The sequence below is a fragment of the Ancylobacter sp. genome, from assembly GCF_965279025.1.
Lineage (GTDB): Bacteria > Pseudomonadota > Alphaproteobacteria > Rhizobiales > Xanthobacteraceae > Ancylobacter.
The window spans coordinates 1,677,974-1,701,107 of sequence record NZ_OZ257132.1; the positions used below are offsets into that span (position 1 = coordinate 1,677,974).

Annotated in this window: 27 protein-coding genes; 12 read left to right on the top strand and 15 right to left on the bottom strand. The window is 70.5% G+C overall.

Annotation, left to right across the window (positions count from 1 at the left end; genetic code table 11):
- Window positions 1–30: 30 nt before the first annotated feature.
- The 6 genes from ACQY76_RS07780 to ACQY76_RS07805 form a co-directional block, all read right to left on the bottom strand.
- Window positions 31–537: a GNAT family N-acetyltransferase gene (locus tag ACQY76_RS07780; RefSeq protein WP_428032310.1), complete on the bottom strand. Its 507-nt coding sequence runs from the start codon at window positions 535–537 to the stop codon at window positions 31–33.
- Window positions 534–1,217 (bottom strand): tRNA (adenosine(37)-N6)-threonylcarbamoyltransferase complex dimerization subunit type 1 TsaB, encoded by a 684-nt coding sequence (gene tsaB / locus ACQY76_RS07785; protein WP_428032964.1) that lies wholly within the window; start codon window positions 1,215–1,217, stop codon window positions 534–536. The genes ACQY76_RS07780 and tsaB overlap by 4 nt, the downstream gene beginning before the upstream one ends.
- A 94-nt stretch (window positions 1,218–1,311) precedes the next feature.
- Window positions 1,312–1,866 (bottom strand): NifU family protein, encoded by a 555-nt coding sequence (locus tag ACQY76_RS07790; protein WP_428032311.1) that lies wholly within the window; start codon window positions 1,864–1,866, stop codon window positions 1,312–1,314.
- A 119-nt stretch (window positions 1,867–1,985) separates the two neighbouring features.
- Entirely contained in the window at window positions 1,986–2,483 is a 498-nt protein-coding gene (locus ACQY76_RS07795; protein ID WP_428032312.1) for a universal stress protein, read from the bottom strand.
- 35 nt (window positions 2,484–2,518) lie between these two features.
- Window positions 2,519–3,550 (bottom strand): tryptophan--tRNA ligase, encoded by a 1,032-nt coding sequence (gene trpS, locus ACQY76_RS07800; RefSeq protein ID WP_428032313.1) that lies wholly within the window; start codon window positions 3,548–3,550, stop codon window positions 2,519–2,521.
- Window positions 3,551–3,698: 148 nt separating this feature from the next.
- Entirely contained in the window at window positions 3,699–5,231 is a 1,533-nt protein-coding gene (locus ACQY76_RS07805; protein ID WP_428032314.1) for a lipid II flippase MurJ, read from the bottom strand.
- Window positions 5,232–5,504: 273 nt separating this feature from the next.
- Here ACQY76_RS07805 and ACQY76_RS07810 point away from each other — a divergent pair, with 273 nt between their 5' ends.
- Window positions 5,505–6,503 carry an adenosine kinase gene (locus tag ACQY76_RS07810; protein WP_428032315.1) on the top strand — a complete coding sequence of 333 codons (999 nt, stop codon included), beginning with the start codon at window positions 5,505–5,507 and terminating at the stop codon, window positions 6,501–6,503.
- Between the two features lie 118 nt (window positions 6,504–6,621).
- Here the strand turns inward: ACQY76_RS07810 and ACQY76_RS07815 are convergent, their stop codons facing one another.
- Genes ACQY76_RS07815 through ACQY76_RS07830 form a run of 4 tightly spaced genes read right to left on the bottom strand, consistent with a single transcriptional unit; the run spans window position 6,622 to window position 9,520 of the window.
- Window positions 6,622–7,353 carry a DUF2076 domain-containing protein gene (locus ACQY76_RS07815; protein ID WP_428032316.1) on the bottom strand — a complete coding sequence of 244 codons (732 nt, stop codon included), beginning with the start codon at window positions 7,351–7,353 and terminating at the stop codon, window positions 6,622–6,624.
- Between the two features lie 28 nt (window positions 7,354–7,381).
- On the bottom strand, window positions 7,382–8,101 hold the full coding sequence (locus ACQY76_RS07820; protein ID WP_428032317.1) for a Bax inhibitor-1/YccA family protein: 720 nt from the start codon (window positions 8,099–8,101) through the stop codon (window positions 7,382–7,384).
- 29 nt (window positions 8,102–8,130) lie between these two features.
- Window positions 8,131–8,931 carry an anti-sigma factor family protein gene (locus ACQY76_RS07825; protein ID WP_428032318.1) on the bottom strand — a complete coding sequence of 267 codons (801 nt, stop codon included), beginning with the start codon at window positions 8,929–8,931 and terminating at the stop codon, window positions 8,131–8,133.
- Window positions 8,915–9,520, bottom strand: a complete 606-nt coding sequence (locus ACQY76_RS07830) for a sigma-70 family RNA polymerase sigma factor (protein ID WP_428032319.1) — start codon at window positions 9,518–9,520, stop codon at window positions 8,915–8,917. The genes ACQY76_RS07825 and ACQY76_RS07830 overlap by 17 nt, the downstream gene beginning before the upstream one ends.
- Window positions 9,521–9,880: 360 nt before the next feature.
- On the opposite strand from ACQY76_RS07830, the gene ACQY76_RS07835 reads away from it, so the two are divergent.
- On the top strand, window positions 9,881–10,981 hold the full coding sequence (locus ACQY76_RS07835; protein WP_428032965.1) for a M20 aminoacylase family protein: 1,101 nt from the start codon (window positions 9,881–9,883) through the stop codon (window positions 10,979–10,981).
- Between the two features lie 22 nt (window positions 10,982–11,003).
- Window positions 11,004–12,230 (top strand): MFS transporter, encoded by a 1,227-nt coding sequence (locus tag ACQY76_RS07840; protein ID WP_428032320.1) that lies wholly within the window; start codon window positions 11,004–11,006, stop codon window positions 12,228–12,230.
- A gap of 59 nt (window positions 12,231–12,289) precedes the next feature.
- Here the strand turns inward: ACQY76_RS07840 and ACQY76_RS07845 are convergent, their stop codons facing one another.
- A complete protein-coding gene (locus ACQY76_RS07845; RefSeq protein ID WP_428032321.1) occupies window positions 12,290–13,048 on the bottom strand; it encodes a sulfite exporter TauE/SafE family protein in 759 nt (252 codons plus the stop codon).
- Between the two features lie 139 nt (window positions 13,049–13,187).
- Window positions 13,188–14,159 (bottom strand): transaldolase, encoded by a 972-nt coding sequence (tal, locus tag ACQY76_RS07850; RefSeq protein ID WP_428032322.1) that lies wholly within the window; start codon window positions 14,157–14,159, stop codon window positions 13,188–13,190.
- A gap of 210 nt (window positions 14,160–14,369) precedes the next feature.
- On the opposite strand from tal, the gene ACQY76_RS07855 reads away from it, so the two are divergent.
- Genes ACQY76_RS07855 through ACQY76_RS07865 form a run of 3 tightly spaced genes read left to right on the top strand, consistent with a single transcriptional unit; the run spans window position 14,370 to window position 16,424 of the window.
- Entirely contained in the window at window positions 14,370–15,212 is an 843-nt protein-coding gene (locus ACQY76_RS07855) for a hypothetical protein (protein ID WP_428032323.1), read from the top strand.
- A 28-nt stretch (window positions 15,213–15,240) separates the two neighbouring features.
- The gene (locus ACQY76_RS07860) at window positions 15,241–15,876 is read left to right on the top strand and encodes a chromate transporter (RefSeq protein WP_428032324.1); all 636 of its coding nucleotides are present in this window, start codon (window positions 15,241–15,243) and stop codon (window positions 15,874–15,876) included.
- The gene (locus tag ACQY76_RS07865; RefSeq protein ID WP_428032325.1) at window positions 15,873–16,424 is read left to right on the top strand and encodes a chromate transporter; all 552 of its coding nucleotides are present in this window, start codon (window positions 15,873–15,875) and stop codon (window positions 16,422–16,424) included. Before ACQY76_RS07860 ends, ACQY76_RS07865 begins: the two co-directional genes overlap by 4 nt.
- An 8-nt stretch (window positions 16,425–16,432) precedes the next feature.
- Here ACQY76_RS07865 and ACQY76_RS07870 read toward each other — a convergent pair whose 3' ends face one another.
- Window positions 16,433–17,128: a TIGR00266 family protein gene (locus ACQY76_RS07870; RefSeq protein WP_428032326.1), complete on the bottom strand. Its 696-nt coding sequence runs from the start codon at window positions 17,126–17,128 to the stop codon at window positions 16,433–16,435.
- 170 nt (window positions 17,129–17,298) lie between these two features.
- Between ACQY76_RS07870 and ACQY76_RS07875 the strand changes: the two genes are divergently transcribed.
- The gene (locus ACQY76_RS07875) at window positions 17,299–17,649 is read left to right on the top strand and encodes a hypothetical protein (RefSeq protein WP_428032327.1); all 351 of its coding nucleotides are present in this window, start codon (window positions 17,299–17,301) and stop codon (window positions 17,647–17,649) included.
- Window positions 17,650–17,769: 120 nt separating this feature from the next.
- Here ACQY76_RS07875 and ACQY76_RS07880 read toward each other — a convergent pair whose 3' ends face one another.
- Window positions 17,770–18,375, bottom strand: coding sequence for a DUF6101 family protein (locus ACQY76_RS07880; RefSeq protein ID WP_428032328.1), 606 nt, complete (start codon window positions 18,373–18,375; stop codon window positions 17,770–17,772).
- A gap of 217 nt (window positions 18,376–18,592) precedes the next feature.
- On the opposite strand from ACQY76_RS07880, the gene ACQY76_RS07885 reads away from it, so the two are divergent.
- Genes ACQY76_RS07885 through lpxK form a run of 5 tightly spaced genes read left to right on the top strand, consistent with a single transcriptional unit; the run spans window position 18,593 to window position 22,819 of the window.
- A complete protein-coding gene (locus ACQY76_RS07885) occupies window positions 18,593–19,402 on the top strand; it encodes a 3'(2'),5'-bisphosphate nucleotidase CysQ (protein WP_428032329.1) in 810 nt (269 codons plus the stop codon).
- 28 nt (window positions 19,403–19,430) lie between these two features.
- The gene (locus ACQY76_RS07890) at window positions 19,431–19,676 is read left to right on the top strand and encodes a DUF4170 domain-containing protein (protein WP_018388555.1); all 246 of its coding nucleotides are present in this window, start codon (window positions 19,431–19,433) and stop codon (window positions 19,674–19,676) included.
- A gap of 15 nt (window positions 19,677–19,691) precedes the next feature.
- The gene (locus tag ACQY76_RS07895; protein ID WP_428032330.1) at window positions 19,692–20,507 is read left to right on the top strand and encodes a lysophospholipid acyltransferase family protein; all 816 of its coding nucleotides are present in this window, start codon (window positions 19,692–19,694) and stop codon (window positions 20,505–20,507) included.
- A 6-nt stretch (window positions 20,508–20,513) separates the two neighbouring features.
- Window positions 20,514–21,809 (top strand): 3-deoxy-D-manno-octulosonic acid transferase, encoded by a 1,296-nt coding sequence (locus ACQY76_RS07900; RefSeq protein WP_428032331.1) that lies wholly within the window; start codon window positions 20,514–20,516, stop codon window positions 21,807–21,809.
- Window positions 21,810–21,814: 5 nt separating this feature from the next.
- A complete protein-coding gene (gene lpxK / locus ACQY76_RS07905) occupies window positions 21,815–22,819 on the top strand; it encodes a tetraacyldisaccharide 4'-kinase (RefSeq protein WP_428032332.1) in 1,005 nt (334 codons plus the stop codon).
- A 9-nt stretch (window positions 22,820–22,828) separates the two neighbouring features.
- Here lpxK and ACQY76_RS07910 read toward each other — a convergent pair whose 3' ends face one another.
- Entirely contained in the window at window positions 22,829–23,053 is a 225-nt protein-coding gene (locus tag ACQY76_RS07910) for a DUF2093 domain-containing protein (protein ID WP_428032333.1), read from the bottom strand.
- Window positions 23,054–23,134: the final 81 nt, after the last annotated feature.

Sequence of the window (23,134 nt, forward strand, 5' to 3'; positions counted from 1 at the left end):
CAGCCAAGCGGGCGAGGGCAATGGGGTCGCTCAGGCGATGTCGCGCCGCATGGTGACCGCCGCGACCGGCGCGCCGGCCTTGTCGCGATAATAGCCGGGTCGCCGGCCGATTTCACGAAAGCCGGTGCGGGCATACAGCCGCAGCGCCGCCGCGTTGCCGTCCTCGACCTCCAGGAACACGGTACGGTAGCCCTCCGCCGCCAGCGTGCCGAAGGCCGCCTGCACCAGCGCGAGGCCGATGCCCGTCCCGCGCCGTCTGCCGTCCACGGCAATGGAGAGGATCTCCATCTCCGGCGCGACGCCGCTCAGCAGGATGAAGCCGACCGGCGCGCCGGTGGGCCCGTCCGTCGCCACCATCCCCCGGCTCAGCCGGTTGGCGATCAGGCGCTCGAACTCGGCCGCGTCCCAGCCGATGCGGAAGGACTGGGCGTGGATGCGCGCGAGCGCGTCGGCATCGGCGGCGCGGAAGGGGCGCAGGGCGACGTCACGCCGGCGACCGAGCGCCGCCCATCCCAGCCAGGCCGGCAGCCGGCTCATCGACGGGCGATCCGCCCGCCGGTCTGCGGCTTGGCATCGGCGTCGCGCAGATAGAGCGGCTTGGGTTCCGAGCGCGCGGGGTCGGCGACGCTGGCGATGCGCGCCAGCCAGACCGGGTCCGGCGTCGCGGTGGCCCGCACCTCGGCGGGAGGATGCGCCCCTGCGGGCCAGGCATCGGCGAGCAGCCCGGCACCGGACCCCACCAGCCGCACCGGCCCGTTGGCGACCGAGCGGACGGCATCCTTCACCGCCATGGCGCGGGGGCTCACCAGCACCCGGCCGGCGGGGCCGATCATCTGCAGATAGACATTGCCGTGCCTTGCATCGATGGCGGCGGCCACCGGCACGCTGTCGTCGCGCGCCAGCAGCGGGGCGGCGAGCACGGTGAGGGTGGGCAGGCCGATCACCCTTTTGCCGGTGGCGAGGCCGAAGCCGCGCGCCGCCGAAATGCCGACGCGCAGGCCGGTGAAGCTGCCGGGGCCGACGGTGACGGCAAAGGCGTCGATCTCGTCGAAATCGGCGCCCGCCGCGGCGAGCACCCGCTCGACCATGGGAATCAGCGCCTCGGCGTGGCCGCGCGCCATGACCACATGCTCCACCGCCCGCGTGTGGTCGGTGGCCATGTCGTGCAGTGCTGCCGAACAGGCCTCAAGCGCGGTATCGATGGCGAGAATCAACATGGGCGAGATATAGGCCACAATCCTGGGGAACGTCCGGTCACCCGCTCACCATGCGCATGGGTGCGGCAGGTTGGAAAGTGGGCGCCGGCCGCGCTCAGACCGGGCGGACCTCGACAACGTCGGGCACGAAGTGGCGCAGCAGGTTCTCGATGCCGTTCTTCAGCGTCGCGGTGGAGGAGGGGCAGCCGGCGCAGGAGCCCTTCATGGCGAGGAACACCACGCCGTCCTTGTAGCCGCGGAAGGTGATGTCGCCGCCATCATTGGCGACCGCCGGCCGCACGCGGGTGTCGATGAGCTCGCGGATGGTGTCGACCGTCCCGGCATCCTTCTCCTCGAAGAAGGCCTCGTCGGCGGCGTGCGAATGGTCCGCCGGCAGGATCGGCTGGCCGGAGACGAAATGCTCCATGATGGCGCCGAGGATGGCGGGCTTGAGATGCGCCCACTCGCCCTGCGCCTTGGTTACGGTGACGAAATCGGAACCGAAGAACACGCCGGTCACGCCCGGCACCTCGAACAGGCGCACCGCCAGCGGCGAGCGGGCGGCCTCATTGGCGTCGCGCGCCTCGAAGGTGCCGTCGCCCAGCACGGTGCGGCCGGGCAGGAACTTCAGCGTGGCGGGATTCGGGGTGGGCTCGGTCTGAATGAACATGTCGGTCTCCTTGCCAACCGGGGTTCAAGGCCGCGGCGACGGGGGAATTTGCTCTTTAGATAAGCGCTCCGGCGGCGCGGGGGAAGGGGCGTGCCGGAAGTCGCCAACGCCTCGCCCGCTCACGCCAGTGCGTCGATCTCGGTATCGGAGAGCGAGCCGGGCACGATGGTGACGGGCACGGGCAGGCCCGCCCACACGCCCTTGGCCAACGAGGCGACGAGCGGGCCGGGCCCCTCATGGCCGGTGCCGGCGGCCAGCACGAGGATGGCGATGTCCTCGTCCTCCTCGATGATCTTGAGGATCTGCTCGGCAATGCCGCCCTCGCGCACCACCCGCTCGGACTCGATGCCCGAGATGCCCTTTGCACGGGACGACAGCAGGTCGAGCCGGGCCTCCGCCTTGTCGGTCGCTTCCGCCCGCATCAGGTCGGCGACGCCCAGCCACTGGCTGGGCGCGTCTTCCAGCTGCAGCACGCTGAGCAGCACCACGGCGCCGCCGGTGCGCGCGGCGCGCCGCGCGGCGTAGTACAGCGCGCGGTCGCATTCCGGCGTGTCGTCGGCGAAGACGAGGAACTTGCGGCGATGGCCGGGTTCATGGCTTTGGCGCCGGCGCGGCATGGGCTCTCCCCGACGGGCGTGTCCTGACGCGAAGGCTAGCGCACGAAGCCGACAATGTCGCGGACATTGGCCATGGTGGCCTCGGCCAGCACCCGGGCGCGCGCCGCGCCATCTCGCAGGATGGCGTCGATATGGTCCGGCTCGGCCACCAGGCGCTGCATCTCGGCGCCGATCGGCCCGAGCTTGGTCACCGCGAGATCGACCAGCGCCGCCTTGAAGGTGGAGAACTGGCCGCCGCCGAACTGGGTCAGCACCGCGTCCTTCGGCACCTCGCCCAGCGCGGCATAGATGCCCACGAGGTTCTCCGCCTCCGGCCGGCCCTTCAGCCCTTCCGCCTCGGAGGGCAGCGGCTCGGGGTCGGTCTTGGCTTTGCGGATCTTCGAGGCGATGAGGTCGGCATCGTCGGTGAGGTTGATGCGCGAGAGGTCGGAGGGGTCGGACTTCGACATCTTCTTCGCCCCGTCGCGCAGGCTCATCACCCGCGCCGCCGGCCCGCCGATCAGCGGCTCGGGCAGCGGGAAGAACGCCTCGCCCAGGCCGTTGGCGGCGATGGAGGGGCCGAAGTCGTTGTTGAACTTCTGCGCGATGTCGCGGGTCAGCTCCAGATGCTGCTTCTGGTCCTCGCCGACAGGCACATGGGTGGCGCGGTAGAGCAGGATGTCGGCGGCCATCAGGTTCGGGTAGGCGTAGAGGCCGACGGACGCGGCCTCGCGGTCCTTGCCGGCCTTTTCCTTGAACTGGGTCATGCGGTTGAGCCAGCCCAGGCGGGCGACGCAGTTGAACACCCAGGCGAGTTCGGCATGGCCGGAGACTTGGCTCTGGTTGAACACGATGTGCTTGGTCGGGTCGATGCCCGAGGCGATGAAGGCCGCGGTGACCTCGCGGATCTGCCGCTTCAGGTCGACCGGGTCCTGCCACACCGTGATGGCGTGCATGTCGACCACGCAATACAGGCAGTCATGACTTTCCTGCAGCGCCACGAAACGCTGGATGGCGCCGAGATAATTGCCGAGATGCAGGTTTCCGGTCGGCTGCACGCCGGAAAAAACGAGCGGCTTGAATTCCATGTCGGGACGTCCTGTGGTCTGCGCCCTGCCGTGCCGCGAAACTTCGCCCCGGCGCGGGGGCGCTATGGCACGCATGAACTGCAGGGGCAAGCACCTTCGGGCCCAGGCATCTGAAGGCGCAGGCTCCCCGGGCGACGCCACGGGGGTGCTATTTGCGGAAGCCCGCCCGCAGCGCGGTGCGGTCGATGCCGCCCAGCACCAGCGCGAGCGTGGCATAGACCGCCGACCCCAGCGCGACGAGGCCGGCCAGCGTGCCGGCGGCGGCAAGCCCCCCCTGCGCCAGCGCGCCCGCCGCGCCCTCTCGCCCCAGCGCGACCGCGCCCGCCATTCCAAGGGCCGCGACCACCAGCCCGCCGAGCCGGCGGCGCGAGGGCGCGGGCAGCACGATCAGCCGGCGGCGGGCCAGGCCGATGCCGAGCCCGGCAAGCCCCACCAGGCTGGAGACCAGCACGCCCAGCGCCGGCCCCGCCATGCCGAGCGCGCCGACGCTGAGAAAGCCGACCAGCGCGCCGGCCGGCAGCGCCGCGAGGCTGGCGAGAGTGACCAGGCGGGACAGGCCGCGCGCGAAGGCGATGGTGATCAGCACTTTTTCCAGCGCCTGCACCGGCAGCGTCAGCGCCAGCAAGGCGAGGGCACCGGCGGTGAGCCTGCTGGCGGAGGCATCGAAGGCGCCGCGCTCGAACAGCACCACGACGATGGGGTGGGCCAGCACGGCGAGGCCCAGCGCCGCCGGCAGCGAAAGCGCCAGCGCCGCCGTGAGCCCGCCCGCGCCGAGGCCGCTCCCGTCTTGCCCCCGCTCCCCTGCCGCCAGCGCCGGCAGCAGCACGGCGCCGGCACTGGCGCCCACCAGCCCGAGCGGCAGCTCGACCAGCCGGGTGGCGTAGAACAGCGCCGCCACCCCTCCGGCGATTCCCGATGCCGCCGCCGCCGCGATGAGGAAGCGCAACTGCGGCAGCGCGGCGGCCAGCAGCGGCGTCGCCGCGCCGGCGAGCAGCGGCAGCGCCGCCTTGAGATCGGCGGGCGCAAGCGAAAGCCGCACCAGCCCGCGCGGCACCGCCAGCATGTTCAGCACGAACTGCGTCGCCGCCCCGGCCACGGCGCCCGCCGCCAGCCAGGCCAGCGCGGCGGAGGGGCTCATGGTGTGGGCGCCGGCAAGCCAGAGCATCACCAGCAGCGCGATAACCGCCACATTGGCGGCGGCCGGGGCCATGGCCGGCCGGGCGAAGCGGCCGGCCGCATTGGCGAAGGCAGCGAGCACCCCGGCCAGCAGGGCGAGCGGCAGGCACACCACCGCCAGCCGCCCGGCCAGCACGGCGCCTGCCGCGCGCGGGCCGTCCATGGCGAAGCCGGGCGCCAGCAGCGCCACCAATTGCGGCATGAACAGGAGGAACAGCCCGGCAAGGGCAAGCCCGGCGAGGCCGAACAGCACCAGCGCCGCCCCGGCCAGCCGGCGGCGCGCCTCGCCCTCGGCCTGCGCCAGCGCCGGCAGCAGCGCGGCGTTGAGCGCCCCCTCGCCCAGCAGCCGACGGGCGATCTGCGGCAGAGCGAGGCCGGCCACCGAGGCGTCGGCCACCACGCCGGTGCCGAACAGCGCTGCCACGCCGGCATCGCGCACGAAACCGAGCACGCGCGAGGCGAGCGTCAGCAGGGCGACGGTGGAGGCGTGGCGGAGCAGGGCCATGGGCCAGCAATAAGCGGCCGGCGCGGGAAGGGGAAGGCGCGAGGCCGGGCCCCCCGCCTTTGATGCCGTCGCCCGGCCCGCTCCCTCCATGGGGCCCATCCTTCGAGGCCCGGCGGGTGGCCGGGCACTTCACGATCATGCTCCCTTGGAATCGAGCGAGAAAGGCGGGCCGGGCTCGGTCGCAGGCGGCGCGAGCGTTGCGGCGCGGGCGCCTGTCTGCTACCGCCAAATCTGCCTTCCCCAGGACGAACCCCTTTCGGAGAAACGCCGTCCATGACCGTCCCCCCGCTCGATGTGATCGGCTTCGGCAACGCCATCGTCGACGTGATCGCCCGTTCCGAAGAAGCCTTCCTCGACCGGCACGGCATGCGCAAGGGCGGCATGACGCTGATCGACGAGGAACGCGCGCAAGCCGTCTATGGCGCCATGGGGCCGGGCGTGGAAATCTCCGGCGGCTCGGCCGCCAACACCATGGTCGGCATCGCCGCGCTGGGCGGCAAGGCCGGCTTCATCGGCAGGGTGCGGGACGACGAGCTGGGCGGCATCTTCGCCCATGACATCCGCGCCGCCGGCGTCGCCTATGCCACGCCCGCCGCCGCGGCCGGCCCGGCCACGGCGCGCTGCCTCATCCTGGTGACGCCGGATGGCGAGCGCACCATGAACACCTATCTCGGCGCGGCGCAGGACCTCTCCCCCGCCGATGTCGACGAGGCCATGGTGGCGAGCGCCAAGGTCACCTATCTCGAAGGCTATCTCTGGGACCCGCCGCCGGCCAAGGAGGCCTTCCTCAAGGCCGCCGGCATCGCTCATGCGGCCGGGCGCACCGTGTCGCTGACCCTGTCGGACGCCTTCTGCGTCGGGCGCTACCGGGCGGAGTTTCTCGATCTTATCCGCCAGGGCACGGTGGATCTCGTCTTCGCCAATGAGGCGGAGCTGATGTCGCTCTACGAGACCGATTTCGACGCCGCCCTCGCCCAGCTGCGCCAGGAAGCGCGCCACGCGGTGGTCACCCGCAGCGAGAAGGGTGCGCTGGCAGCCACGGGAAGCGAGCTGGTGTCCGTCCCCGCCTTCCCGGTGCCGAAGGTGGTGGACACCACCGGGGCGGGAGACCTGTTCGCCGCCGGCTATCTGCACGGCTTCGCCAAGGGCCTCGGTGCCGAGGAATGCCTTCGGCTCGGCGCGCTGTGCGCGGCCGAAATCATCAGCCATATCGGTGCCCGCCCGGAGCGCCGGCTGAAGGATTTTGCGCAGGAGAACGGCCTCGCCGTCTGAACGGCGTCGCCGTCCAGACAAAAAAGAACAGGCCGGTGAGGGGCCGGCCTGCTGGAAGTTGGGAAGTGCCCGCCGCCCGAAGGCGGCGGGTCAGCACATGCGGGGGTCCTTCCCGCGATCAGAACTCGTCGCCGCCGCCGCCGAACCAGTCGCCGCCGCCGAAGAAGCCGCCATCATCGCTCACGGACCCGTCGTCGACGCCGCTCTCGGCGCCCGCATCGGTCGGCTCTTCCGCCGCCGCCGGCGGTTCCGCCGGGGCCTCGGCGGCCTTCGCCTCGCTGCCGCCGCCAAACATGCTGCCGATGGCGCTGCCGAGCAGCACGCCGCCTGCCACGCCCATCGCGGTCTGCGCCGCGCCGGCCAGGAAGCCGCCGCCGCCGCCGAAGCCCGGGCGCCCGAAGCCGCCCTGCGGCTGACCACCGGGCCCGCCCATCGGCTGGCCCTGCGCGGCACCGGACTGCCATGCGGGAGGAGCGTCTGCCGGAATCTGGCTGCCGGCGCCGGCCGCGCCGCTACGCGGCATCGAGGGCACCGGGCTGCGGCGCGCCGGCTCGCTGGAGCCGAACAGGCCGCCGAACAGCCCGCCGCCGCCGGCCGGACGAGCACCCGCCGATTGCTGCGCCTGTTCCTGCGCCTGCCGCTCCAGCTCCTCGATGCGGGCCTGCGCCTGCTGCAGCGCGTAGTCCTGCATCACGATGGTCTGCGCCATCAGATACGGCGCGGCCGGCTGCTGGCCGACGCGCTGGGCGATGAAGCCTTCGGCGTCCGCGTCACGGGGCCCCGACTGGCGCTCGGCCTCGGCGAGCTTGGCGAAGAGGCCGTCAATGGCCTGGCGATCCTGGTCGTTCATGACTGGGTTCCTTTGGCGGTTGTCCGCCTCACTCCCGCTCGCCGGTAAGATTCAGCAGAAGCTGGAAGATGTTGATGAAATTCAGGTAGAGCGAGAAGGCGCCGAACACGGCGAGCTTCTGCTGCGATTCGGCGTCGAAATTGTCGGCGTACTGCTCCTTGATCGACTGGGTGTCCCAGGCGGTCAGGCCGACGAAGACGAGGATGCCGACCACGGAGACGATGAACTGCAGCATCGTCGAGCCGAGGAAGATGTTCACCACGCTGGCGATCACCACGCCGATCAGCCCCATGATCAGGAAGGAGCCGAACTGCGAGAGGTCGCGCTTGGTGGTGTAGCCATAGAGGCTGGTGGCGCCGAACATGGTCGCGGCGATGAAGAAGGTGCGCGCGATCGACGTGCCGGTGAACACCAGGAAGATCGAGGCCATGGACAGGCCCATCACCGCGCAGAACGCCCAGAACATGGTCTGCGCGCTCGACGCCGACATCGACTGCATGCGGAACGAGAAGAACAGCACGAAGGCGAGCGGGGCGAGCATCACCACCCATTTCAGCGGGGTGGAGAAGATCGGCACATAGAGCGCCGGCGTGGTGCCGACGATGAAGGCGACCGCGCCGGTGAGCACCAGGCCGAGCGCCATGTAGTTGTACACCCGCAGCATGTGGCGGCGCAGGCCCTCGTCATAGACGGCCTGGTCGACAGAGGCGGTGCGGGACCATTGGAAGCCGGAATTCGGCGTGTTCATGTCAGTCTCCCGATGAGAAGCATTTGGGTTCAGTAGAGCGTCCGGGCAAGGCGCGCGGCCGCCCGGTCGAGATCACGCGTATCGGTGGCGGCGCCGGTATGGGCGACGAGCGCATAGGCCACCTCGCCGACCTGCCAGTAGGCGGCGGTGAGGTCGTCGCGCGGCACGGTGGTGGCGGGCACCACGTCGAACCCGCCGGGCCGCACCGCGAAGAGCGAGGCGGTGCCGATCTCGCCAGCCCGCAGGGTTATCTCCACGCTGGGGCCGAAGGTGGAGGGGAACACCTGGACGTCCTCCACCTTCCACTCCTCCGGCAGGGCCGGCATGACGATGGCGGTGGCGGCACGGATCTCCGCCGGGTTGTACTGGCGGATGCCCGGCTGCGAGGGCATGTCGGCGCGCACCAGCGCGGTGCGGTGCGCGCGCACCGCGTCCTCGAGATAAGCGGGCGCCAGCCCCGAGGCGACGACGCGGCTCACCCCGAAATGGCCGAACTGCGCATTGGCGATCCAGCCCGCGCCGACCAGCAGCGCCACCACGGCGGCGACCCGCAGCCGGCGGATCCAGCGCTCGCGCGACAGTGCCCCCTGCAGCCGCCGCGCCGCTTCCGCGGTCGCGAGCCGCGCCGCCGCCGTCGAGGCGGCACGCGGCGTCTGCGCCAACGCGAGGCGCAGCTCGTCGCGGATGCGAAGGTCGCCCATCACCCGCGAGGCGGCAGCGGGATTGGCGCTGAGATAGGCCTCGACATCGATGCGCCGCGCCACGCCGAGCTGGTCGTCGACATAGGCCTGCAAATCGTCGCTGGAGACGGGATCAACGGGACGATTCATCCGTACCTCCTACGATGCGCAAATGGTTGGCCGCTTCCGCCCCCGTGCCGTCCTCCATCGCCCGCAGCGTGGCGCGGGCACGGGACAGGCGCGACATCAGCGTGCCCTGAGGAATGCCGAGCGTGGTGGCGGCATCGGCATAGCCGAGCCCCTCTATGGCGACGAGGTGCAGCGCCGCCCGCTGTTCCTCCGGCAGCGCCATGAAGGCGTCGCGCACCTGGGAGAGGCGCAGCCCGTGCTCCTGCGCCGGGGCGGCGATGGTCTCGGCAAGGTCGAGGCTGTCGCGCTCGCGGCGGGCCTCTGCCGCGCGGGAGCGGCGGCGGTCGATGAACACGTTGTGCAGCACGGAGAGCAGCCAGCCGCGCAGCCGCGAGCCTGGCTGGCCCGAGTCGCGCAGTCCCGGATCTGGTTTCCCCTTGCCGGGGGTGCCGCGCTCGGCGTCGAAGCTGCCCCGGCGCTCATAGGCGCGCACCAACGCGTCGTGCACCAGGTCTTCAGCCTCGATGTCGTCGCGCGTCAGGGCGCGCGCATAGCGCCGCATCACGCCGAGCTGGGCCGGCACGTCGAAGGGGGGCTCGTCGCGCTTCATGTCTCGTATACGGAGCCGTGCCCGTCTTTCATCCCGCCGCATCGCGATATTTATCGTCCGCTCCACACATAACGCAGCGGCAGGGCGCGCGCCGCTCACAAGGGTGGGGGCGCCGCACGTGTTCGGCCGCGCCGCGCGCCGCCAGCCATGCGGGAGGCGCGCGGCGTCCCTTCCGTCGTTGCGCTTGCCTGCGCGCCGGGCCAATGCCTAATACGCCGATCGGTCGCGGCGCCCGGCGCCGTCAGCTCAGGGGTGACGAGGGTGCAGAACGCGACGCGCGAGGTTTTGGCCGCCGGCATTCTTCCCGCCCTCGCGGCGCAGGCCGACGAGCTGGCGGGGTGGCGGCGCACCCTGCACGCCATGCCCGAGACCGCCTTCGAGGAGCACCGCACCAGCGCCTATGTCGCGGCGAAGCTGGAGAGCTTCGGCCTGCCGGTGCACAAGGGCCTCGCCGGCACGGGGCTGGTGGCGACGCTGAAGGGCACGGGCGGCAACGGCCCGGCCATCGGCCTGCGCGCCGATATGGACGCGCTCGACATCCATGAGGCCACCAACCTGCCCTGGCGTTCCGACACGCCCGGCAAGATGCACGCCTGCGGCCATGACGGGCACATGACCATGCTGCTCGCCGCCGCGCGGCATCTCAGCGACAACCCGGATTTCGCCGGCACGGTGCATTTCATCTTCCAGCCGGCGGAAGAGAATGAGGGGGGCGCCAAGGTGATGGTCGAGCAGGGGCTGTTCGACCTGTTCCCGATGCAGGCGGTTTACGGCCTCCACAATTGGCCCAACGCGCCCTTCGGCACCTTTCTCGGCCGGCCGGGTGCGATGTTTGCCGCCTTCGACATCTTCGAGGTGAAGGTCATCGGGCGCGGCGCCCATGCCGCCATGCCCCAGCGCGGCATCGACCCGGTGCTGGCGGCCTCCCACATCGTCGCCCAGCTGCAGTCCATCGTCGCGCGCTCGGTCAGTCCGCAGGAGGCGGCAGTGGTCACCGTCACCCAGATCCATGGCGGCGACACCTGGAACGTCATTCCCGACGAGGTGGTGCTGCGCGGCACGGTGCGCACCTTCACCCGCGAGGTGCGCGACCTTGCCGAGGCGCGATTCCGCGCCATCGTCGAGGGCGTCTGCGCCGCGCAGGGCGCTCGGGCGGAGATCATCTACGACCGCCGCTATCCCTCGCTGGTGAACCACGCGCAGGAGTTCGGGCAGGCGCTGGCGGCGGCGCACGCCACGGTGGGGGAGGCGGTGGATCCCGCTTTCGAGCCGATCATGGCGGCGGAGGATTTCGCCTATATGCTGGAGGCGGTGCCGGGGGCCTATCTCTGCCTCGCCAGCGGTCCCGGCGCGAACCTGCACAATGCCGGCTACGACTTCAACGACGCGCTGCTGCCGGTGGGCGCGAGCTATTGGGTGAACCTCGTGGCATCGCTGCTCGGGCCGGCGCCCCGCCCCTGAAGGTTTCGCGAGTGCGCGTGTCGTGACCCCGGTCCCCCCTGCCGAAGCCGCGCCGCCCAACGGGCGCAGCCCGTTCATCATCAAGCTCGGCGTGGCGCAGCTCTGTTCCTGGGGCAGCCTGTTCTACAGCTTCCCGCAGATCGCGCAGGCGATGGGCAGCGATCTCGGCTGGTCGAAGGCCGAGCTGTATGGCGCGGCGACGCTCGGCCTCGCCCTTGCCGGCGTCGCCGCCTATCCGGTCGGCGCGGCCATCGATCGCGACCATGGTCGCGCGATCATGGCAGGGGCCTCCGTGCTGGCCGGCGCCCTGCTCGTGCTGTGGGCGCAGGTGGAGAGCCTGGCGCTGTTCTATGTCGCGGTGGCCGGCATCGGCGCGGTCCAGGCGGCCACGCTCTATGAGCCGGCCTTCGCCGTCGTCGCCCGGCGGGCCGGGCCGCTGCGTGCCCGCGGCGGCATCACGGCGCTGACCCTGTGGGGCGGCTTCGCGTCCACCGTCTTCATTCCGCTGATCCAACTGCTGCTCGACGCCATCGGCTGGCGCGGCACGCTGCTCGTGCTCGGCGGGGTGAATATCCTCGTCTGCGCAACCATGAATTTCCTCGCCGTCGACGCCGCGCGCGACCGGCCCGCGCCGCGCGGCCGCGCGGCCGGCGCGCCGCGCTCGGTCATTGGCGAGGTGGTCCGGCAGCCGGTGTTCTGGGCGCTGGCGGTGGCCTTCACCGCCTATTCCGCGATGTTCTCCGGCTTCACCTTCCACATGTACCCGCTGCTGGTGGAGCGCGGCTTCGACACGGCGAGCGTGGTGAGCGCCCTCGCGCTGATCGGCCCGGCGCAGGTCGGGGGTCGGGTGCTGGTGTCGCTTCTGGCACCGCGCGCGCCGGTGCGGGTGGTCGGCTCGGTCATCGTGGCGGTGTTCCCGCTCGCCTTCCTGGCGCTGGAACTGATCCCGCCGGACTTCGTCTTCGTGGCGCTGTTCGCCCTCGCCTATGGCTCGGTCAACGGCATTCTCACCATCGTGCGCGGGCTGGTGGTGCCGGAACTGCTGACCCGGCGCGCCTATGGCGCGGTCAATGGCGCGCTGGCGGCGCCGGCGACCTTTTCCCGCGCGCTGGCGCCGGCCGGCATGGCGGCGCTGTGGACGGCCTCGGGCTCTTATGACGCGGTGCTGCTCGCCATTGTGGCGCTCGCCTGCGTGCTGGCGCTGGGCTTCTGGTGCGCGGCGGCGATGGCGCGGCCGGTGGAGGACTGAGCACACCCCGGACGGCGCGCATCGCCTGCCGTTCGGAAAAGGTGTTCTCACGCGTGGCGTCAGCCGCCGATCATCCCCGCCGCGCCGTCCCAGCTCAGCTTCAGCGAGATGAGGAACAGCGCGCCCATCACCAGCCGGAAGAACAGCTTTTCCGGCAGCCGCCGGGTAAGCCACACGCCGACGAAGGTTGCCGCCACCGCCACCGGCATCAGCAGCGCGGTGACGGTGAGATTGGCGGGGTTGAGCTGGCCGAGCGCCGCATAGGGAATGAGCTTGATGGCGTTGATGGCCGCGAAGGCCAGCGTGGTGGTGCCGGCATAGACCATCTTCGGCAGCTTCTGCGGCACCACATACATCTGGTAGGGCGGCGCCCCGCCATGGCTGACGAAGCTGGTGAAGCCCGACACCGCGCCCCAGAACAGCCCGCGCGGCAGGTCGGCGGGCCGCGCCTCCTGCCCGGCCCCGCCGAGCCAGCGGATCAGGCAGAAGGCGAGACCGATCAGCCCGACGATCAGCATCACCATCGAATCGGTGACAATGGAGGCGGTGGCCCAGCCGATGCCGATGCCCACTGTCGCGGCGGGGATGAGGATGGCGAGGTTGCGGGAGGAAAATTCGCGCCGATAGGCCCAGACGCCAAACATGTCGCTGACCACATAGACCGGCAGCAGCAGGCCAGCGGCGACCACCGGCGACATGAACAGCGCCATGGTCGGCACGGCGAGCGAGCCGATCATCGGCACGCCGCCCTTGCTCATGCCGACAAAGAAGGCCGCAAGGCCGGCGGCAAGGACGAAGCCGAGATCGGGCACGGGCATGGACGGGGGACCGACGGGAAAGGGCGGAGGAGGGCGCGGCCCTCCCCCTCGTGGCGGCTGCATCCCGCAGCTTGATGAAGCAGCACGCGGTGCAGTCTGGTGTGGCAGTCTGGCGTGGCAGTCCGGCGCTGCCGCCGGATCAGGCGGCCTTGGCGCCGTCCAGCCGCTTGGCGACGATGCCGCGCAGCGAGTTGAGGTCGCGCACGAACTGGCGGATGCCCTCGGAGAGCTTCTCCGTCGCCATCTGGTCCTCGTTGAAGGTGTAGCGGAAGCCGCGCTCGTCGAGATGCAGCCGCTCCGGCGCGCCCTCGGTGTTCGACGGGTCGAGCTTGCGCTCCAGCACGCCGTCATCGGCGGCCAACGCGTCGAGCAGCGACGGGCCGATGGTCAGCCGGTCGCAGCCCGCCAGCGCCTCGATCTCGCCGGTGTTGCGGAAGGAAGCACCCATCACCACGGTCGGGATGCCGTGCTTCTTGTAATAGGCGTAGATCTGCTTGACCGAGACGACGCCGGGATCGGTTTCGGGGGTGAACGGGCCCTCGCCCGCCTTCACGTGCCAGTCGAGGATGCGGCCGACGAAGGGCGAGATGAGAAACGCGCCGGCATCCGCGCCCGCCGCCGCCTGGGCGAGCGAGAACAGGAGGGTGAGGTTGCAGTCGATACCTTCCTTCTGGAGGATTTCGGCGGCGCGGATGCCTTCCCAGGTCGAAGCCAGCTTGATGAGGATGCGGTCGCGTCCGACGCCGCGTTCCTCATACGACTTGATGAAGGAGCGCGCCTTGGCGAGGCTCGCCTGCGTGTCGAAGGAGAGGTCGGCATCCACCTCGGTGGAGACGCGGCCGGGGACGATTTTCGACAGCTCCGTGCCGAAGTTCACCGCCAGCCGGTCGCAGGTTCCCGATACCACCGCGTCCGACGTGCCGCCCTGCCGGCGCCCCCAGTCGATCGCCTCGTCGACCAGCGAGGCATAGGCGGACATTTCCACCGCCTTGAGCAGCAGCGTCGGGTTGGTCGTGCAGTCCTGCGGCTTCAGCCGACGCACCGTTTCGATGTCGCCAGTATCGGAGACGACGACGGTCATGGCACGCAATTGATCGAGTTTGGAGGGCATGGCGCTTTCTCTCTTCTCGCGGGAACGGGACCCCCGTGGTCCGGTCCGCAGGCACGGATAGACGGTCGGCTTGGTTGGACCACATTTGGGGCGCTGTCTTCAAGGTGCCCCAACGATGACGCGCATGTGACGCCGGCAGCAGGACGGCCTTGTCGAGCCCTCGCGGGAGGCGTAAATCTTCACTCCGGCGTGCGGCTGGCGGGACCTTCCATGGACGATATTCACTACCGCGAATACAAGATCCTGCTCCGTCCGGAGCGCTTCTTCGACCCCCACCAGTTCGAGGTTTACTGGCACAAGCTGGGCCTGATCGCCGCCGACTTCAAGGTCGGTGTCGACACGAACAAGGACGGCTTCAAGCGCCAGGTGCGCGAGGTGCTGTTCTACGACACCCCGGACTACGACCTTTACCGAAACGCCTTCATTCTGCGTAAGCGGACCTTCTACACCGATGGCTGGCCGGAGTCGGAGCATGAGCTCACCCTCAAGTTCCGCCACCCTGAACTTGCCGTGGCGGCGGCCGTGGACGTGGTGCCCCATCTCAGCGGCAAGGCCGACATCAAGTTCAAGGAAGAATTGCTGCCGCTGAAGGACAGTCTCGGCGGCATGCGCTCGCTCTATTCGCATAATTGCGTGCTGCTCAGTCCCGGCCTGGTGCTCGATGCCGGCCTTGAGCGCATCACCACCGTGTTCCCGGAACTCGCCGAGCACTGCCCCGCCGACAAGGCGGCAAAGATCTCGCTGGTGAACAACCTTCCCGTCGAGGAAGTGCAGGTGAATGTCGGCGCGTTCGATTTCGGCCACGGGCTGGTCGCCAAGGCCACGCTCTCCGTCTGGCGCGACCGCGCGACCGAGAGCGCGATCATCGGCGAGTTCGCCTTCCAGGCAAAGTTCGACCGCTATGACGCGCTGCACGCCAAGGCGCTGGCGCGCTCCGAAGAGTTCTTCAAGGCGGCGCAGACCCAGGCGCCCGAATGGGTGAAGCTGGGGGCGACCAAGACCGCGCTGGTCTATAATTTCGGCAAGCAGCTCGTGGCGAGTCACGAGGGCTGAACGCTCGCCCATTCGGAACTCCCACGCCATGACCCCCACTTCCCCGCCTGTTCCGGGCGCCTCGGCCGATGCCGGGGCGCCCGTCGCCTATGCCGTCCCGCGCGATGTGCGCCTCTGGGACATCTTCGTCACCTTCCTGTTCATCGGCGCCATCAGCTTCGGTGGCGGCGTGGTGGCCTATCTCCGGGCCAGTCTGGTGCTGAAGAAAGGCTGGCTCGACGAGGAGCATTTCCTCTCGGCGCTGGAGATCGCGCAGGCGCTCCCCGGCCTCAACGCCACCAATATGAGCATCATCGTCGGCGACCGGCTGCGCGGCGTGGCGGGGGCGATCGTCGCCTTCACCGGCATGACGCTGCCCGGGGGCAGCATGGTGCTGGCGCTGGGCGTCGCTTACGCCGCCAACGCGCATAACCCCTATGTCAACGCCGCCCTGGTCGGCGTCGGCGCGGCGGCGGTGGGCATGCTCTCGGCGGTGACGCTGCAGATCGGCCGCAAGCAGCTCAGCCAGAGCATCAACGTGGCCATCATCACGGCGACGGTGGTGATGGTGAGCTTCCTGCACATCTCGCTGGTGTGGGTGCTGCTGACGGTCGGGCCGGTCGCGGTGTTCCTGTTCCGCCCGCGCGCGGGCGATGACGCCGCTGGGGACGGGAAGACGTCATGAACGAAAATCTGTCGGTCCTCGGCGTCTTCTCGCTCCTGTCCATCCTCGCGGTCGGCGGCGGCGCTGCCGTGCTGCCGGAGACCAAGGCACTGGTGGTGGAGACCCATCACTGGCTGACCGACGACCAGTTCCGCGACATTTACGGCCTCGGCCAGGTGGTGCCCGGCCCCAACATGCTGATGGTGATCGTCATCGGCTATCACGTCACCGGCTTTGTCGGGGCGCTGATGGCCTTTCTCGGCTTCTTCCTCCCGGCCGGGGCGATCTCCTGGGCGGCCTCGCGCGTGTGGGACCATTTCGAGGGATCGCGCTGGCGCCGGTCGCTGCAGCTCGGCCTTGCGCCGCTGGTGGTCGGGCTGATGGCCTCGGGCACCATCTCCATTGCCCGCACCGCCATCGACGGCACGCTCACCATCCTCATCGCGTTTGCGGTCTTCGCCGGGGTCTACTGCGTGAAGCGGGTGAACCCGGCGCTCCTGGTGCTCGGCGGCGGGCTGGTGGGCCTCGCTCTGCTCAGCGGCACGGGGGCGGGCATGCCCCCGCCCTGACGGCGCCGCTAGTTCCGGTGCTCCGGCAGATAATGGCTGATGGCATGGGCGAGGCCTGGCGCCGTCAGGCTCTGCAGCCACACCTTGCCCGGCCCGGAGAGCCGCACCAGGAACAGCCCGTCGCCGCCGAACAGCGCGTTGCGCACGCCGCGCATCGTCGTCATCTCGAAGGAAACGCTTTCCTCGAACATGCCGACATGGCCGGGATGGACGAGGATCTGCTGGCCGGCCTGGAGGTCGTAGGTCACCAGCTCGCCGCTCAGCTCGACATAGGCGCTGGCGCGGCCGGCGAGCTTCTGCAGCACGAAACCCTCGCCGCCGAACACCGCCCCGCCGAGCGTCTGCTGGAAGGCTGTGGTGACCTCGATGCCGGTCGTGCCGCACACGAAGCCGTGGCGGTGGACGAGATAGCCGCGTCCCGGCTCGATCTCCACTGTCACGAAGCTGCCGGGCAGCTTGGCGGCGAAGGCGACATTGCCGGGCCCACGCTCGGCGTGGAATTCGGTCATGAACAGGCCGCCGCCCGAGACCGCCCGGCTCACCAGCCCGAACAGGCCGCCCGCGCCGCCGCCGGCGGTGGAGGTGGAGAGGGCGATGTCGCCGGACATCCAGGAAAGCTGGTCGGGCACGCCGATGATGCGGTCGCCGGCATCGAGCTGGAGTTCGAGGACAGGCAGCGTGGTGCCGATGATCTTCGAGCGCATGGAAGGTCTCCGGAAGGGCAGGGTTGCGGGGAGAGCGGACACTTTAGGGGAGGCGCGCAGAGGCGTCGCGCCCCAAACAATTTTTTTGCTGCCGCATGGGGTTACGGCTGGTGCGCGGTAACGCTCATGTTATCGTGCCTTGTTGTCGCCACCTTTCCCGGGAGTGCTTGATGCGTCATCCCTACATCACTACCGCTTTCGCTCGGCTGCGCCGGGCGGTCCTGGGCGCCGCAGTGGCGCTTGCGGCGTTCGGGGCCATCGGCCTTGCGGCCGGCCCGGCCGATGCCGGCGTCGCCATGCCGAGCCTCTCCGCGCCGGCTGCCGCAGCCGACATCGCCGCGCCGTCCGCCGCGCTCACCGAGAATGTGCGCTGGGTGTGCGGCCCGTTCCGCTGCTTCTGGCGTCCGAACTGGAACAACTGGTATGTTCCGCCCTACGCCCGCGGCTGGGGTCCCCCGCTGCGGCCGAACTGCTTCTGGCGTCGGGGCTGGGGTGGCGGCTGGGCGCATGTCTGCCCCTGATCGCCTGCGCACATGCGAGGAGGAAGGGCGCTTCAAGCGCCCTTTTTCTTGGCCGGAAGGACGGGGCAGACTCCGTCCCGGTCGTTCGCGGTACTTTGCCGTTCGTGCTGCGTCCGGCGCTCAGTCGCGGGCGATCATCTCGCGCTCGCCGCGATGCACGGCGAGCTCGCCGGATGGCCGCCCGACACCGCGCCGGCGGTAGACGCTCGGCCGCCGATGCTTGAGCGCGCCGCGCCGCGCCCGCCGTGCCCGCACCTCGCCGACGGGGAGCCGGCCGATCATCGCATAGGCCGGCCGGCGGCTGCCGTCCGCCTCGCTCACCAGCATGGGCAGCCCGAGCGCCTCGCTCCAGCCGCGCCACTCCGCCACCACATCGTCGATATGCGGCGCGCTGTAGAGCGTGACCGCCAGCGCCGGATCCTGATGCGCCAGCACGATCGCGACGCCCTCGCCGTCGCCGTCCGGGTCGAGCAGTTCCACGGCGAGGCCCTGATAGGAGGCGAGCGGCCGTGCTGCCTTCATCGGCACGCCGGCGACCCGACGGCGCAGCACGACATCGCCGAGCCCGAGCTCGACATGCCGCACGCGGTCATCGGCGCCCGGGTCGTGCGATTCGAACCGGAGCGGCCAGCCCTCCGGCCCGGCGGGGCGCTGCAGCGCCACATAGTCACGGGCGGCCGACGTCCACGCCGTGCGCTTGTCTGCTTCCATCATCTGCTGACGCATCTCGCATCTCCCCGCCGATCTTCTGGCTCTGTGGCCTCGGTCGTGGGGACACTGTAGTCGCGGTGGCTTGCCGGCCCGCTTAAGGGAGATGGTTGACGGTTTCTTCTCGGCGGCGAATGGCACCTATGCTTGATGAAACCTTGTCGGATTGCCGCTGAATGCCGATATCGCGTTTGCAATCCTGTGCTCTCCCGCGTACGTCCCCCGAATGGATTCCATGCCGACCCTTGCCAGCGAACTGCCCCACCACGACCCCCTCGCCGATCCCGCCATTGCGGCGCAGCATCTGGCCGACGCGGTGGTGGCCGGCGGCGCCGTGGCGGTGGCGATGTTCCGCGACGGCGTGAAGAGCTGGTCGAAGCACAATGATTCCCCCGTCACCGAAGCCGACATCGCCGTCGATCTGATGCTGCGCGAGCGGCTTAGCCTGGTCGGGCCCGACTATGGCTGGCTGTCGGAGGAGACGGTGGACGAGCCGTCCCGCCTGTCGCGGCGCCGGGTGTGGATCGTCGACCCCATCGACGGCACCCGCGCCTATATGGCCGGGCGCGCGGATTGGTGCGTCGAGGCGGCGCTGGTGGAGGATGGCCGGCCGATCGCCGGCGCGCTGTTCGCCCCGGTCACCAACGAGCTGTTCGTCGCGGTGCTGGGCGGCGGCGCGACGCGCAACGGCCAGCCGATCCACGTTTCGCACACGCGTGCCCTGCCGGGCGCGGTGATTGACGGACCCGCCCCCTGGCTCGCCCATCTCGACCAAAGCGGCAGCTGGCGCCGGGTCGATCGCATCCGCTCGCTGGCGCTGCGCGTCGCCCGGGTGGCCACCGGCGAGCTGGATGCGGCGCTGGCGTCACCGAACGGGAATGATTGGGACCTTGCCGCAGCGGACCTTTTGGTGCACGAAGCAGGCGGACGGCTGACGACGCTCGACGGTCGTCCTCTCGCCTATAACGCGCCGGTGCCGCGGCATGGGGCGCTGGTTTCCGCCGGCAGCCTGCTTCACCCGGCCCTGATGGCCGCGGCGCGCTGACGGCTCCCGAGCACAGGACGCGACCGGAATGCCCGAGACCACCAGTCCCCAGCTTCTGCACCTCGTTTTCGGCGGCGAGCTCGAGAAGATCGACGGCGTGACCTTCAAGGACCTCGACGCGCTCGACGTGGTCGGCGTCTTCCCGAACTACGCCACGGCCCATGCCGCGTGGAAGGCGAAGGCGCAGCAGACCGTCGACCAGGCGCAGACGCGCTATTTCATCGTGCACCTCCATCGCCTGCTGGACCCGGAAGCCAGCGCGAAGACCAGCTGATCGCCGGCCTCCCGCATGTGGCGTCGACTGCGCACCTCTCCGACCGTTCGCACCTTTCTCGGGCGCGGCATGGCATCCTATCTGCGCTTCGTCTGGCGCACGCAGCGCGTGGTGATGGAGCCGGCCAACCTCTATGAGCTGGCCGACGCCCAGCTGCCGATGATCCTCACCTTCTGGCATGGGCAGCATTTCCTCACCCCATTCATCGTCCGGCCCTATCACCGCGCCAAGGTCATGATCTCGCGCAGCGCCGACGCCGACGTGAACGCCATCGCCGCCGAGGCGCTCGGCATCGGCGCGGTGCGCGGCTCGGGCGCGCAGGGGCGCGACTTCCGCACCAAGGGCGGGTTCAACGCCACGCTGGAGATGATCCGCCATCTCGGCGAGGGCACCAATGTCGCGATGACCGCCGACGTGCCGAAGATCTCGCGTGTCGCCGGCCTCGGCGTCGTCACCATCGCCAAGCATTCGGGCCGGCCGATCTACCCGGTCGCCATCGCCACCTCGCGGCGCATCATCGCCCGCAGCTGGGACCGGTCCGCCATTCACCTGCCGTTCGGCCGGGCGGCGGTCGTTGCCGGCGACGGCGTGCGGGTGGCGGCCGATGCCGGGCCGGAGGAACTCGAAGCCGCGCGGCGCGAACTGCAGCGGCAGCTCGAAGTCGCCACGGCGCGCGCCGAGGAACTGGTCGGCCGGCCCGGGGAAGCCCGGGCGCTCGCCGGCAAGGGCGCCGTCGAGGCGCCGACTCCGGCCGGTAAGGGCGCCGTCGAGGCGCCGACTTCCGCCGCAACGGCCGCTGACCACGCGCCCGCCCGCTCCCACAACGGCTAGCGCGCCATGGCCCGCGCCCGCTCTCCCCTCCTTGTCCGCCTTTACCGGACGGCGACCTGGATCGCGACGCCGTTCATCGGCCTGATGCTGGCCCGCCGGCTCAAGCGCGGCAAGGAGGATGGCGCCCGCCTCGGCGAGCGCTACGGCAAGGCCAGCGCGCCGCGCCCGCGCGGTCCGCTGGTGTGGGTGCACGGCGCCAGCGTCGGCGAGATGATCGCCGTCCTGCCGCTGATCGAGCGGCTGCGCGGGCGCGGCTTTCGCGTGCTGTTCACATCGGGCACCCTCACCTCGGCGCGGCTGGCGCAGTCGCGCCTCCCGCCCGACGTGCCGCACCAGTTCGTGCCGCTGGATTCCCCGCTCTTCGTGCGGCGCTTTCTCAAGCACTGGCGGCCCGACCTGGTTCTTCTGGTCGAATCCGAGCTCTGGCCGAACCTGATCATGGAGGTGAATGCGCGCGGCACCCCGCTGGTGCTGGTCAATGCGCGCATGTCGCCCTCCTCCTTCGCCAGTTGGCGGCGCGTGGCCGGCAGCGTCGCGGCGCTGCTGTCCTGCGTCGACCTGTGCCTGGCGCAGGGGCCGGAGGATGGCGAGCGGCTGAAGCAGCTCGGCGCGCCGCGCGTCGTCGCCACCGGCAATCTGAAATTCGACGCGCCGCCGCCCCCCGTCGACATCGCCGCCTTCGACGCGCTGCGCACCGCGACGGCCGGTCGGGTGGTCTTTGTCGCCGCCTCCACCCATCCGGGCGAGGAGGAGATCGTCATCGAGGCGCATCAGCGGCTGGTCAAGGAACTGCCGAACCTGCTCACCGTCATCGCCCCCCGCCATCCCGAGCGCGGCGCCGCGGTGGTGCAGCTGGCGACGGCAGCGGGATGCCCGGCGGTGCTGCGCAGCGACGGCTACCGCCCCGACAAGGGCACCGCCATCTATGTCGCCGACACCATCGGCGAGCTGGGCCTGTTCTACCGGCTGGGCCAGGTGGCGCTGCTCGGCGGTTCTCTGGTGCGCAGAGGCGGGCAGAACCCGATCGAGCCGATCAAGCTCGACACGGCGATCCTGCACGGCCCCAATGTGACGAACTTCAATGCCCTGTATTCCCGCCTCGACGAGGCGGGCGGCGCCGTGCCGGTGACCGATGCCCGCTCGCTCGCGGCTGCCGCCTACATGCTGCTGGCGGATGGCGCCTCGCGCGGGCGTATGATCGCGGCGGGGCAGGCCACGGTGGAGAGCTTCGGCGGCGCGCTGGAGCGCACGCTGGGGGCCATTGATCCCTATCTTGTGCAGATAAGGCTGGAGAGGCACTGAGCTTCATGCGGGCACCGGCCTTCTGGTGGCAACGGCAACACAGCCCGCTGGCAAAGCTGCTGGCGCCGCTGGGCGCGCTGGTGGGCGGGGCGACGCTCGCCCGCATGCGCCAGACGGGGTCCGAGGTCGGCGTGCCGGTGATCTGCGTCGGCAACCCCACCGTGGGCGGCGCCGGCAAGACCCCCACCGTCATCGAGATCGCCCGCCGGCTCTCTTTGCGCGGCCACAAGCCGGCGGTGCTCACGCGCGGCTATGGCGGGCGGCTGAAGGGCCCGGTGCGGGTCGATCCGCTGCTGCACGGCGCCGACGAAGTCGGCGACGAGCCGCTGCTGCTGGCGCGCGCCGCCCCGACCTTCGTCGCCCGGGACCGATTGGCCGGCGCGCAGGCGGCGGCGCAGGCGGGTGCCGACGTGCTGATCATGGATGACGGCTTCCAGAACCCCGCGCTCGCCAAGTCGCTGTCGATCCTCGTCGTGGATGCCGGGGTGGGGGTGGGCAACGGCCTGTGCCTGCCGGCGGGCCCGCTGCGCGCGCCGCTCGCCCCGCAGCTGGAGCGGGCGCAGGCGCTGCTGGTGATCGGCGAGGGTGCGCCCGGCGAGCGCGCCGCCCGCGAGGGCTATGCGGCGGGCGTCGTGGTCCTGCGCGGCCGGCTGGCGCCCGAGGCGCAGGCGGTGGCGCGGCTGTTCGGCAGGCGGGTGCTGGCCTATGCCGGCATTGGACGCCCGGCCAAGTTTTTCGAGACGCTGCGCACGCTGGGCGTGCTGCCGGTGGTGACGCGGGCCTTTCCCGATCACCATGTCTACACGACCGCCGACGTCGAGGAACTCCGCGCACAGGCCGAAGCGCTGGATCTTGTGCTGGTGACCACCGAGAAGGACGCGATGCGCCTCGCCGGAAGCGAGGCGGGCCAGCCCCTCATCGAGGTGTCCGACGTGCTGCCCGTCCGCATGGCGTTGGAGCCGCAGAGCGCCAAGGCGCTGGAGCGGATGATCGGCGGACTGAGAAGCTGAGCCGCGTCCTCAGCGGGGCGCGAGACGAGTGGGAAAGAGCCGGGCGAGCACGGCCTGCGGGCTGGCATAGGCCTCCTGCAGATCGACGCTCCAATAGCGCAGCTCGTCCAGCGGGATCGATTCGCCTGTCACGGCGCACCGCACATAGGTGCCCGGGCGCACGACCCTGAAATCGCCGTCGAGATAGCGGATTTCGGCTTCGCCGGAACTGGGAAAGCGTTCGAAGCGGTTCATGATCCCGCTCCTCCTGTCGGTTCGGTTGGCGCAACAATAAGGACCCGGGGCGGGTGCCGGCAAGCCCGCCGCTCGGGTATA

Bases quoted from the DNA above. Each gene is read 5' to 3' on its own strand.
- ACQY76_RS07780 (WP_428032310.1), bottom strand. From the start codon at position 537: ATGAGCCGGCTGCCGGCCTGGCTGGGATGGGCGGCGCTCGGTCGCCGG.
- ACQY76_RS07895 (WP_428032330.1), top strand. From the start codon at position 19,692: ATGTGGCGTCGACTGCGCACCTCTCCGACCGTTCGCACCTTTCTCGGG.
- ACQY76_RS07885 (WP_428032329.1), top strand. From the start codon at position 18,593: ATGCCGACCCTTGCCAGCGAACTGCCCCACCACGACCCCCTCGCCGAT.
- ACQY76_RS07865 (WP_428032325.1), top strand. From the start codon at position 15,873: ATGAACGAAAATCTGTCGGTCCTCGGCGTCTTCTCGCTCCTGTCCATC.
- ACQY76_RS07845 (WP_428032321.1), bottom strand. From the start codon at position 13,048: ATGCCCGTGCCCGATCTCGGCTTCGTCCTTGCCGCCGGCCTTGCGGCC.
- tsaB (WP_428032964.1), bottom strand. From the start codon at position 1,217: ATGTTGATTCTCGCCATCGATACCGCGCTTGAGGCCTGTTCGGCAGCA.
- ACQY76_RS07835 (WP_428032965.1), top strand. From the start codon at position 9,881: ATGCCCGAGACCGCCTTCGAGGAGCACCGCACCAGCGCCTATGTCGCG.
- ACQY76_RS07820 (WP_428032317.1), bottom strand. From the start codon at position 8,101: ATGAACACGCCGAATTCCGGCTTCCAATGGTCCCGCACCGCCTCTGTC.
- ACQY76_RS07860 (WP_428032324.1), top strand. From the start codon at position 15,241: ATGACCCCCACTTCCCCGCCTGTTCCGGGCGCCTCGGCCGATGCCGGG.
- ACQY76_RS07880 (WP_428032328.1), bottom strand. From the start codon at position 18,375: ATGCGTCAGCAGATGATGGAAGCAGACAAGCGCACGGCGTGGACGTCG.
- ACQY76_RS07805 (WP_428032314.1), bottom strand. From the start codon at position 5,231: ATGGCCCTGCTCCGCCACGCCTCCACCGTCGCCCTGCTGACGCTCGCC.
- ACQY76_RS07855 (WP_428032323.1), top strand. From the start codon at position 14,370: ATGGACGATATTCACTACCGCGAATACAAGATCCTGCTCCGTCCGGAG.
- lpxK (WP_428032332.1), top strand. From the start codon at position 21,815: ATGCGGGCACCGGCCTTCTGGTGGCAACGGCAACACAGCCCGCTGGCA.
- ACQY76_RS07900 (WP_428032331.1), top strand. From the start codon at position 20,514: ATGGCCCGCGCCCGCTCTCCCCTCCTTGTCCGCCTTTACCGGACGGCG.
- ACQY76_RS07870 (WP_428032326.1), bottom strand. From the start codon at position 17,128: ATGCGCTCGAAGATCATCGGCACCACGCTGCCTGTCCTCGAACTCCAG.
- ACQY76_RS07810 (WP_428032315.1), top strand. From the start codon at position 5,505: ATGACCGTCCCCCCGCTCGATGTGATCGGCTTCGGCAACGCCATCGTC.
- ACQY76_RS07795 (WP_428032312.1), bottom strand. From the start codon at position 2,483: ATGCCGCGCCGGCGCCAAAGCCATGAACCCGGCCATCGCCGCAAGTTC.
- ACQY76_RS07825 (WP_428032318.1), bottom strand. From the start codon at position 8,931: ATGAATCGTCCCGTTGATCCCGTCTCCAGCGACGATTTGCAGGCCTAT.
- ACQY76_RS07910 (WP_428032333.1), bottom strand. From the start codon at position 23,053: ATGAACCGCTTCGAACGCTTTCCCAGTTCCGGCGAAGCCGAAATCCGC.
- ACQY76_RS07815 (WP_428032316.1), bottom strand. From the start codon at position 7,353: ATGAACGACCAGGATCGCCAGGCCATTGACGGCCTCTTCGCCAAGCTC.
- ACQY76_RS07875 (WP_428032327.1), top strand. From the start codon at position 17,299: ATGCGTCATCCCTACATCACTACCGCTTTCGCTCGGCTGCGCCGGGCG.
- ACQY76_RS07830 (WP_428032319.1), bottom strand. From the start codon at position 9,520: ATGAAGCGCGACGAGCCCCCCTTCGACGTGCCGGCCCAGCTCGGCGTG.
- trpS (WP_428032313.1), bottom strand. From the start codon at position 3,550: ATGGAATTCAAGCCGCTCGTTTTTTCCGGCGTGCAGCCGACCGGAAAC.
- ACQY76_RS07790 (WP_428032311.1), bottom strand. From the start codon at position 1,866: ATGTTCATTCAGACCGAGCCCACCCCGAATCCCGCCACGCTGAAGTTC.
- ACQY76_RS07890 (WP_018388555.1), top strand. From the start codon at position 19,431: ATGCCCGAGACCACCAGTCCCCAGCTTCTGCACCTCGTTTTCGGCGGC.
- tal (WP_428032322.1), bottom strand. From the start codon at position 14,159: ATGCCCTCCAAACTCGATCAATTGCGTGCCATGACCGTCGTCGTCTCC.